This window comes from Proteus mirabilis ATCC 29906 (genome assembly GCF_000160755.1).
GTDB lineage: Bacteria > Pseudomonadota > Gammaproteobacteria > Enterobacterales > Enterobacteriaceae > Proteus > Proteus mirabilis.
On sequence record NZ_GG668576.1, the window covers coordinates 647809 to 656421 of the forward strand.

Consider the following 8613-nt stretch of genomic DNA (forward strand, 5'->3'; position numbering starts at 1 on the left):
CTCATAATTTCTTCCCAAACTCATTCAACGATTAATTAACTCAGTCACTAACTTAACGAATGGTAATAAGTTCATGATTTTCTGTATTTTCAGGTAACGTTACCCCTATCTTTCCCTGTTCACCCCAAAGCTTTGACGCACTGATATTCCACACCCTGCAATCTTCATCAAAAATAGCGTCCATAACGGCTTTAATCAGATTATCGACATCAGGACGTTGCTGGTGAGGTTTACCATTCATCTCAATGCGTTTCTTCTTGCTCCATGATTTAGGCATAGGGATAACAAACGTTAGGTGAGCACCGCTTTCCGGTAACGTAAAACGGTTAGCTTTCATCTCGTCACAAAAAGCGTGGTACTTAACGACAACGGGTCTTTTCTTCCATGCGTCACGCTGTGTCATACGTGGCTTTGGTACAGGATTGATATAATAAATTTGCTGTTTCATGCGCGTACCGCCACCAGCATTGCGTTCATACGGTTATGAATATCAGCAATCTTTCCATGCTGTAACGGTGGTAAGCTCTTTCTGACGTAGGTTAGTGAGCCTTTCTGACAGATAACATGCTTATCCGTAGGTTTTACTGGCTTCTTGGTCATTAAAGAGGCTTCTTTTTTGATATCTAAATCACGTAGACGCTCCATGTAATCAGGCGCTAGAGTGTATAAATAACCAATGCCGACTACCGCTTTGCATTCTACAACGGAGCTTTCAATCAATTTAATCAGTGCATAATTGGTTGTTGAACGGTTCTTCCTTCCCTTGAGATCAGAAGCAATTGCCGTTATCTCGTTAACTGACAATGATTTTTTATTGTCACGTAAAATATCAACAACTAAATCCTGCATAAATTTCATATACGATAACCCTTAATAGATTAATCATTATGGTTAATATATCCAATTTGGTTATGTTTTCAAGTATAAAAAAACAGAGTTTTTAATTAAACTCATACCTACTTAAAACGCTCTCAAATCGTCTATACGCTGTTTTCACTACTCAGACATCCAATCGCATACCTACAACAAATAAAACTAACCAGTGTTTATTACGCTAAGGATTTTGATATCCAATAACCCCTATTTGATTTTTAGTTTACGAAATTACTTAACTAAACGCCGATAGCTTTGCCATGTGAAATTTATCGTTGTTGGATTTCCCATTCGGAGTCGATCTATTACTCGTTCATCCAACACTTTGGATAGTTGGGTATAATTTAGGTTTGTAAGCACTCCAACAGGCTTTTTGTTTGCTAGTCTTCGATCCACTACTTGAAATATAATTAATTCCTCATTGAGGTTTCCACGTTGTACACCCACATCATCAAGCACTAGCAAATCAACATCACACAGATCATCTATCAGTTTTGACTCTGTTGTTTTAGCATCCTTTTGATAGGTTTCACGAACCTTCATCATTATGTCCGGCAGTGTAGCGATCAGAATACTTTTCCCTTTTTGGATAATGTGGTTTCCTATGGCTGACGCTAAATGATTTTTTCCAGTACCAGGATTACCACTGAAAATGAACCCACCAAATGATTTACCAAATTGCTCAGCGTATCTCTTAGCTTTGTACAACGCTCTTTGTTGGTCTTCACATGTAACGTCATAATTATCGAATGAACAATTTTGGTGTAATGGGCTAATACCTGATCTACCCATGATTTTATTTAAACGAGCTACTCGGTTTTCATTTGCGATCCTCATTGAATCAATTTCACCCTGCTCTCGTTGCCATGCCATTAATTCAGCAGAAGTAGTAAATTTAGGTTTAATATGCTCAGGCATTATTCGCTTTAGCCTTGCTAAGGTTGATGATGCTGTCATCAGAAGTCCTCCGGTATAAACTCATCGTTCTTTTGAGGTTGAATGATCCGTTGTGGTGGTGGAACGTTTGGTTTGAATAGTCCTTGCCATCCATTTGTAATGGTTTTGCTAATTATTTCTTCAGGTGAAAAACCTAACTCATAACACTCAGTGAGTAATTTTATTTGTCCACTGAACGTCTGTTTTGATTTTATCGGGTGTTTGATTTCCTTTCGGTACTCAATCCACTTCTCCCAAACTTCAGGATTTAGCCAATCAGGTATTTTTTCTTCCAAGATATTAAAACCTCGCTTTTGTACCGACTTTTTTTTCAAGGGGGATTTAGGGGGTTTTATATCTTGTTCTTGTTCCTGCTCCTGTTCTTGGCTTCGTAGGGTCTTCAAAGCCCCTTCCAAGCCCCTTTCATTTTTTATCGATGATTCTCTTGCAGAACTTAAATTAAAAGCATCTTTATACTTATCATAAAACATTGATAGAAATTGATTTTTAGGCTGAGAGTCATACTCTCTTTGTATACCGATACACCGGTTATCTGATGGCTTCAAAGATGATGCTATTTGATATTTTGCCATCTCGATCACCCAAACAACTTCAGCATCCTCATCATAGTGGCAAAAACCTGCTTCAATGCACCTTAGAAGCCCCTTAGAAGCCCCTTCTAAACCTAGCCCTGTTTCGTGCGCCATATAGATAATAGGTAGGTAATACATTCCGATCATATTGGCGTGAGGATTGGTTAATAAGTACATAGAGACAATAAGTGCTTCATGCCCTTTTTCTCTTATTTCCTTACCTGTTTTTCCTATCCAAAATTGTGGGGAAACTTTTCCATAGTCACGCATAAAACACCATTCACTTAGCGCTGTTAATTAATTGCTTTAACACAGAGCGATAGACTGTTGAATTTTCAAAGTTGCATTTAACGCAAACACCATTACAAACATAACGTTCAGCAACATGACCGTTCTTGCATTTCTTACCTGTAAAAAATTTTCCAAGCCCTTTTGAAGCAGCTTCTTTTCGACTAATAATCTCCATTTCAACCTCATTTGATTATGTGTATGTGCAAATGCTATCCGTTATTTTAAAATATATCAACCTAAAAAGACTTATTGGTTATCAATAAAAAATTAAGGACCACCGAAGTGATCCTTATCAATAAATAGCCTTTGAATTATTATCGAATAAAGAAATTGATTAATTGCTCTCTGGTTGTATCTGCACCGAATTCAATACAAATATCATATAACTTATTGAGTTTACTTAGTGAAGGCTTACGTTTTGCATAGCGTAGCTGATGTGATAGATACAATTGGCTATACCCCGTTCTTTGAGAAAATGCTTCTCTTTGCTTAATCGTTAAGCTATTCCAAAATTTTTTAAAGTCGAAAACTTCCATAATTTCACCAATTTGATTAACCAATAAATAATAGTAACCGTTTAGGTACTTTACCAAAAGGGTTATTTGTTTGTTTAATACACCATAACTTAATCAAATTTGTATAAAGAATAGACACCAAAGGACTTGGAGAAATGAAAAGCATTGCTGAAATTAGAAAAGATAACCTGATTTATATTATTGAACGCTACTATAACGGCAAACAAAAATTACTGGCTGATGCGTTAGGTGTAGCACCAAGTATGATCTCTCGTTACCTATCACCAAAAGATTTAAAAAGTCATCGTGAACTCACCGATCCAATGTCACGCAAAATTGAATATGTGACTAGAATTAGCAAATATTGGATGGATGTAGACCACTTAAAAGAAGGTCATGCGGAGTCAGAAAAAGAAGAATATATTCCGACTGAAATTGGCAAGATACTCTCAGATAACATCACAACATTTATGTTAAACGATGGAATAAAATCAAGAGTTAAGCTTTCTGTCGATTCAGGGCTTGCACAATCAACAGTTAACCGCATTATCAATTGTGAAGCCAGTGCCACCGCTGAAAGCATTGATGCTATTGCAAAAGCAATGGGTCGCCAAGCCTATGAACTACTGATCCCTAAAAATGATAAAGGCACTATTAACTATGATAGAAGAGCCTATTCAAAACTTCCCGCCAGCGAACAAGCCGCTATTGAAAACTTCATTGAATTTATCATTAATAAAAACCAACCCATCTCCCACGACTAACCCTCTCCATTAAAAAGAAGTCATATCTTGGCTTCTTTTTACTCTTAATAAATCATTAAATTTCATAGTGATAAAAACAAACATAACCATATTGGTGATTTATTTGTTTTTTACGGTTGACAATGGTTAATTTATGGTTATGATTAAAAGTATAAGTTAACCAATACGGTTAATTTGCTCTTTAACAATATGGATAAAAGAGACTGATTTTTTAATGCGCTCAGACATAACCAATTTGGTGATTAGTCATGATCTTTTATATCAAAGACGGTAAGCATGTATTTACCTTATCTGGCTTAAATGAGTCACAGTCATTTGACAATTTTAAAGCCGGTATTGAGTGGGCTTATGTAAGAAAGCTCGCATTACAAACAGAACAATTAGTAGGTAAACAAAATGTCAGACACTAAGCACTTAAATGTGTTGATTGCAAAAGCTCTTTTACTTAACCAAGATATTACTGATAGCGAACAAGTAGATGCGCTAACAGCTCATATCAATGGTGATATTGAAAAAGAAGAGTTTAAGCAATATGACCACTTTATTAATATCACGTTACTTGCACTTTCATTGGTTCCTAATATCAGCAGTGAACTCAGTGAAGAGCAAATCGTTAACGCTATTATGTCATTTATTGATAACCCTGGTATGCGTAGCGTTCGTCATAGAGTTAATCACTTTAACTCATTAATAAATCCAAAAACCACCTCAAATGAGGTAGAAAAAAAGGAAGTACCTCAGGAAGAGGTGATTTTTAACGCCAGTAAAGATAACCAAAACGGTCAACATAAGGAGACGGAAGATATTCCAAAGGAAGAAAATGACCAACCTGCTTATTTTGAACCTGGTCGGTATCCCGATATTCCTAACGAGGTGTATCACAGTTCAAACGGCATCAGTAGTTCGATGCTAAAAGATGCTCGTATTAGTTTGATGTATTACGAGTTACGCCATATAACAAAAGTCATTGAGCGTGAAAATAAGCGTTGTTTCGATTTAGGTAGTGCGTTTCACACGTTAACAATGGAACCTGAAAAGTTTGATGCTGAATTCAGTGTTAAGCCAATTATTCCAGAAGGTGCCTTTACAACAACGGAAACAATGAAGTCATGGATTGACGAATACAACAATAAGTTGCCTAAAAAGCTCTCACAAGATGAGTTAAAAGCAATTATTGAAGAACATAATGCCACTCTGACACCGCAACTTTCCACCAGCGGAAAAGCCGAAGAGCTAGGTCAGATATACATGCAGTTGCCCGATGAATTTAAAACCATCCCTGAAGATGGGAAATTTACTGGCGCAGCAATGAAAGCCTGTATCAAAGCCTATAATGATACTTTGCCAACACCATTGAAAACCTCAGGTAATACAGATGCATTACTTGAGCAGATATACCACCACATCAATCCTGAATTATATTTAGCAGAAGTAAGTAAGCCTGAGCCACTTAGAAAACCCGTCAAGAAAGATGATCTCATACAGGTCATTAAAGAAGTAAAACCTGATGCTGTATTTGAAGATGAAATCATTAGCCAATGGCTTAGTGACGATTCAAAAATTCATGTTCAAACCGTTGACTATGAAATGGCAAATAACATGCGTAACGCTGTTATGAACCACAAAGAAGCATCCAGTTTATTAAACCACCCTAACCGTGTATCAGAAGTGAGTTACTACGGCATTGATGAAGATACCGGCCTTGAAATTCGTGTTCGTCCTGATATCGAAATTCAAACAGAAAATAACCGATTAGGTTTTGACCTCAAATCTGTAGCACTTGGTCGATTTAAACAAGATGCCATTGAAACCATGATCCGCAGAGAAATCATTAATCGCGATTATCACATCAGTGCAGCTATGTATTGTGATGTGGCAATGCTGGATCAGTTCTTCTGGATATTCGTTAACAAAGACGAGCATTACCACTGGGTCGCTATCGTTGAAGCCTCTCCTGAATTACTTGAACTAGGTCGCGCAGAGTACAAAAAGACACTGCGTGATATCCGTGAAGCTATGGATACAGGATATTGGCCAGCACCTATCACCACTACTCTCACTATCGGTATCACTGACTTTGAGCAGAGAAAGTTAGAAGAACTGCAAAACGAAGTCGCTTAATAAAACTGCGCTTGAACAATCAGGCGCACGCTTGGAGTAAATATTATGTCAGAAGTAGCAACTCTCGAAAGAAACCAATCAGTAATGAATAACACATCATTACTTTTTAATCCTGAATCATTAGACCGCATTGTCAAATTTGCTGAGCTAATGGCATCAGGTACAGCAACGGTGCCAAGACATCTGCAAGGTAAACCGTCTGATTGTCTTGCTATCACAATGCAGTCTGCACGCTGGGGAATGGATCCTTTTGTTGTCGGTCAAAAAACACATGTCATCAATGGTGTGCTTGGTTATGAAGCCCAATTAGTAAATGCAGTTATTACCAGTTCAAATGCTGTTGTAGGTCGGTTCCATTACAAATACGGTGGCGACTGGGAAAAGATTGTAGGCATGAAAGATAAACGTGATGAATCGGGTTTATTTATTGAAGTCGGTGCAATTTTAAGAGGTGAAGAAGAAATTACATGGGGTGAGCCTGTTTACCTTGCTGATGTACAGACGAGAAACTCACCACTTTGGAAAACAATGCCTAAGCAACAAATCGCGTATCTCGCTGTAAAATATTGGGCCCGTCTTTATTGTCCTGAAGTTATCCTTGGTGTGTATACGCCAGAAGAACTTGAAGATCGCCCGATTAAAGACATCACCCCCCCGAAAGAACGTGTAAGCATTGATGAAATCACCACTCAACAACAGACAACCAATGAAGAACCGATAAAAGAGACTCAAGGCGAGTTTATACCTAAGTTCGATGCTGAAGCCTTTAGATTAGCTATTGATGATGTTCAAACTGTCGAAGAAGCTAAAAATATTCGTGCAGAAATTGAGAACTTAAAAAATGAAATGGGGATCAACCTATTTACTGAATTAAAAAATAAAGCAGTACAGGCATACCACCGTATTGATGCACGTAATGCCCTAGAAGCTTCTATTAACTCACTTCCTGAATCTGGCTCACCTGAAGCTACCGAAGAATTTGAAAAAGTAGACAAGCTACTTAAATCAAGCAAAAGAAAACTCGGTGATGAGTTATACGAGTCTTTCTCTATCACACTTAATGATATGCGCCCTGAATACCAGTGATCCTATTTAAAGCGGAGCGATACAGCTCCGCAAGGAGTTTAAATATGAATATTAAATTACCTACCAACCCTATCCGTATGCCTGCTGTTTTAAAGCTAACAGGACTTTCTCGCTCAACTATTCGCACCTTAGAGAAGAAAGGTGATTTTCCAAAGCGTATGTATTTGTCGGTGCGTTGCGTGGCATGGGAGGCTCATGAAGTATATGAATGGATAGATAAGAAAGCTAAATCAAGAGAGACACCCAAGTGTTACACCGAACGTAAGCGTAATGAAGCTGGGCAGTTTGTGAGTGATTGTTAAAGTATTATGTGGGTGGATTAGTCACATGGATGTGAGTATAATTTCTGCTTTAAATAAGGAGGGGCTATGAAGCGGAATATTGATGATTTCGACGGAATGAAAGATTTTATTATTAGCATTATTACCGTACTTGCTTGGGTACTAATTGGAACAATTGTCATTATTGGCTATTTCACCATAGAAACAAAAGGTGAAAGCATAATACTAAGCTATATATCAACAATATTCACTGCAATTTCATCACTAGGAATCGCAGCCACTATAGGCGTTTATTTTTGGCAAAAAAAAGCAGAGGATAATAAGCAACATGACATTAATAAAAAATTACTCCCATATATAATAAAAAAAAGCGAATCAATTATAAATATAATATCATCTATATATAGGCATATTGGTGAGATAGAAACAAATGCTTCAGTATATATAAATAATGATAAATTAGCATTATATTGTCTATCAGAAAATAATGGTAACATTGATGAGGTTATTAATCTAAAATGCAATGAACATGATGATTTTATAAATAATAATAAAATAATGATAGATTATAATATATATTTATTTATCATAGAATATGAGTCATGCTATAGTCGCGCATTAAAAGAAATTTATGAATTTGTAAACATCTGGAATAACTATGATGATTATGTTCTTGAGTATGGAGATGTAGCTAACAGTAAAGAAGATCTAATAAATGAACTTAAATCTGCTCTTGCCTCATATGAAATTCATATAACTAAACAAAGAAATTTATTACGACAAAAAAAACACCTGCACTAGCAGGGTTTTTTATACCTAAAATTCAGAGGATACAATGAAGCCAATACTTGATATGTGTTGTGGCTCTCGCATGTTTTATTTTGATAAACAAGACGACCGGGTTTTATTTAATGATATTAGAGCTGAAGAACATATTTTATGTGATGGAAGAATTTTAAATATAACACCAGATATTATTTCTGATTTTAAAAAGCTTCCATTACCAGATAATACTTTTTATCAAGTACTATTTGACCCACCTCATTTAATTAGAGTTGGTAAAAATAGCTGGATGTTTAAAAAATACGGTTCGTTAAATAAAGAATCATGGAGAGAAGATTTAAGTAAAGGGTTTAGTGAAGCATTTAGAGTG

At 36.5% G+C, this 8613-nt stretch carries 13 protein-coding genes; 7 read left to right on the top strand and 6 right to left on the bottom strand.

Annotation, left to right across the window (positions count from 1 at the left end):
• Nucleotides 1-52: 52 nt before the first annotated feature.
• The 6 genes from HMPREF0693_RS03020 to HMPREF0693_RS03045 form a co-directional block, all read right to left on the bottom strand.
• The gene (locus tag HMPREF0693_RS03020; protein ID WP_004243366.1) at nucleotides 53-448 is read right to left on the bottom strand and encodes a RusA family crossover junction endodeoxyribonuclease; all 396 of its coding nucleotides are present in this window, start codon (nucleotides 446-448) and stop codon (nucleotides 53-55) included.
• Nucleotides 445-858, bottom strand: a complete 414-nt coding sequence (locus HMPREF0693_RS03025) for a hypothetical protein (protein ID WP_004243367.1) — start codon at nucleotides 856-858, stop codon at nucleotides 445-447. Before HMPREF0693_RS03025 ends, HMPREF0693_RS03020 begins: the two co-directional genes overlap by 4 nt.
• 246 nt (nucleotides 859-1104) lie before the next feature.
• Nucleotides 1105-1830 (bottom strand): ATP-binding protein, encoded by a 726-nt coding sequence (locus tag HMPREF0693_RS03030; RefSeq protein WP_004243368.1) that lies wholly within the window; start codon nucleotides 1828-1830, stop codon nucleotides 1105-1107.
• Nucleotides 1830-2672: a hypothetical protein gene (locus HMPREF0693_RS03035; RefSeq protein ID WP_004243369.1), complete on the bottom strand. Its 843-nt coding sequence runs from the start codon at nucleotides 2670-2672 to the stop codon at nucleotides 1830-1832. Before HMPREF0693_RS03035 ends, HMPREF0693_RS03030 begins: the two co-directional genes overlap by 1 nt.
• 10 nt (nucleotides 2673-2682) lie before the next feature.
• A complete protein-coding gene (locus tag HMPREF0693_RS03040) occupies nucleotides 2683-2868 on the bottom strand; it encodes a hypothetical protein (protein WP_004243371.1) in 186 nt (61 codons plus the stop codon).
• Nucleotides 2869-3007: 139 nt separating this feature from the next.
• Nucleotides 3008-3229, bottom strand: a complete 222-nt coding sequence (locus tag HMPREF0693_RS03045) for a hypothetical protein (protein WP_223231915.1) — start codon at nucleotides 3227-3229, stop codon at nucleotides 3008-3010.
• 134 nt (nucleotides 3230-3363) lie between these two features.
• On the opposite strand from HMPREF0693_RS03045, the gene HMPREF0693_RS03050 reads away from it, so the two are divergent.
• From HMPREF0693_RS03050 to HMPREF0693_RS03075, 7 genes are all read left to right on the top strand, one after another.
• On the top strand, nucleotides 3364-3972 hold the full coding sequence (locus HMPREF0693_RS03050) for a hypothetical protein (protein WP_004243373.1): 609 nt from the start codon (nucleotides 3364-3366) through the stop codon (nucleotides 3970-3972).
• A 248-nt stretch (nucleotides 3973-4220) separates the two neighbouring features.
• Complete coding sequence (locus tag HMPREF0693_RS19085; protein ID WP_004243375.1) at nucleotides 4221-4382, top strand: hypothetical protein; 162 nt, start codon at nucleotides 4221-4223, stop codon at nucleotides 4380-4382.
• A complete protein-coding gene (locus tag HMPREF0693_RS03055) occupies nucleotides 4369-6093 on the top strand; it encodes a PD-(D/E)XK nuclease-like domain-containing protein (RefSeq protein WP_004243376.1) in 1725 nt (574 codons plus the stop codon). Before HMPREF0693_RS19085 ends, HMPREF0693_RS03055 begins: the two co-directional genes overlap by 14 nt.
• 45 nt (nucleotides 6094-6138) lie before the next feature.
• Nucleotides 6139-7179, top strand: coding sequence for a RecT family recombinase (locus HMPREF0693_RS03060; protein WP_004243377.1), 1041 nt, complete (start codon nucleotides 6139-6141; stop codon nucleotides 7177-7179).
• Between the two features lie 44 nt (nucleotides 7180-7223).
• Complete coding sequence (locus tag HMPREF0693_RS03065; protein ID WP_004243378.1) at nucleotides 7224-7481, top strand: helix-turn-helix transcriptional regulator; 258 nt, start codon at nucleotides 7224-7226, stop codon at nucleotides 7479-7481.
• A gap of 66 nt (nucleotides 7482-7547) precedes the next feature.
• Nucleotides 7548-8261 (top strand): hypothetical protein, encoded by a 714-nt coding sequence (locus HMPREF0693_RS03070; protein ID WP_004243380.1) that lies wholly within the window; start codon nucleotides 7548-7550, stop codon nucleotides 8259-8261.
• Nucleotides 8262-8295: 34 nt separating this feature from the next.
• Nucleotides 8296-8613 (top strand): hypothetical protein (locus HMPREF0693_RS03075; protein ID WP_004243381.1); only part of this gene is annotated, 318 nt, incomplete at its 3' end.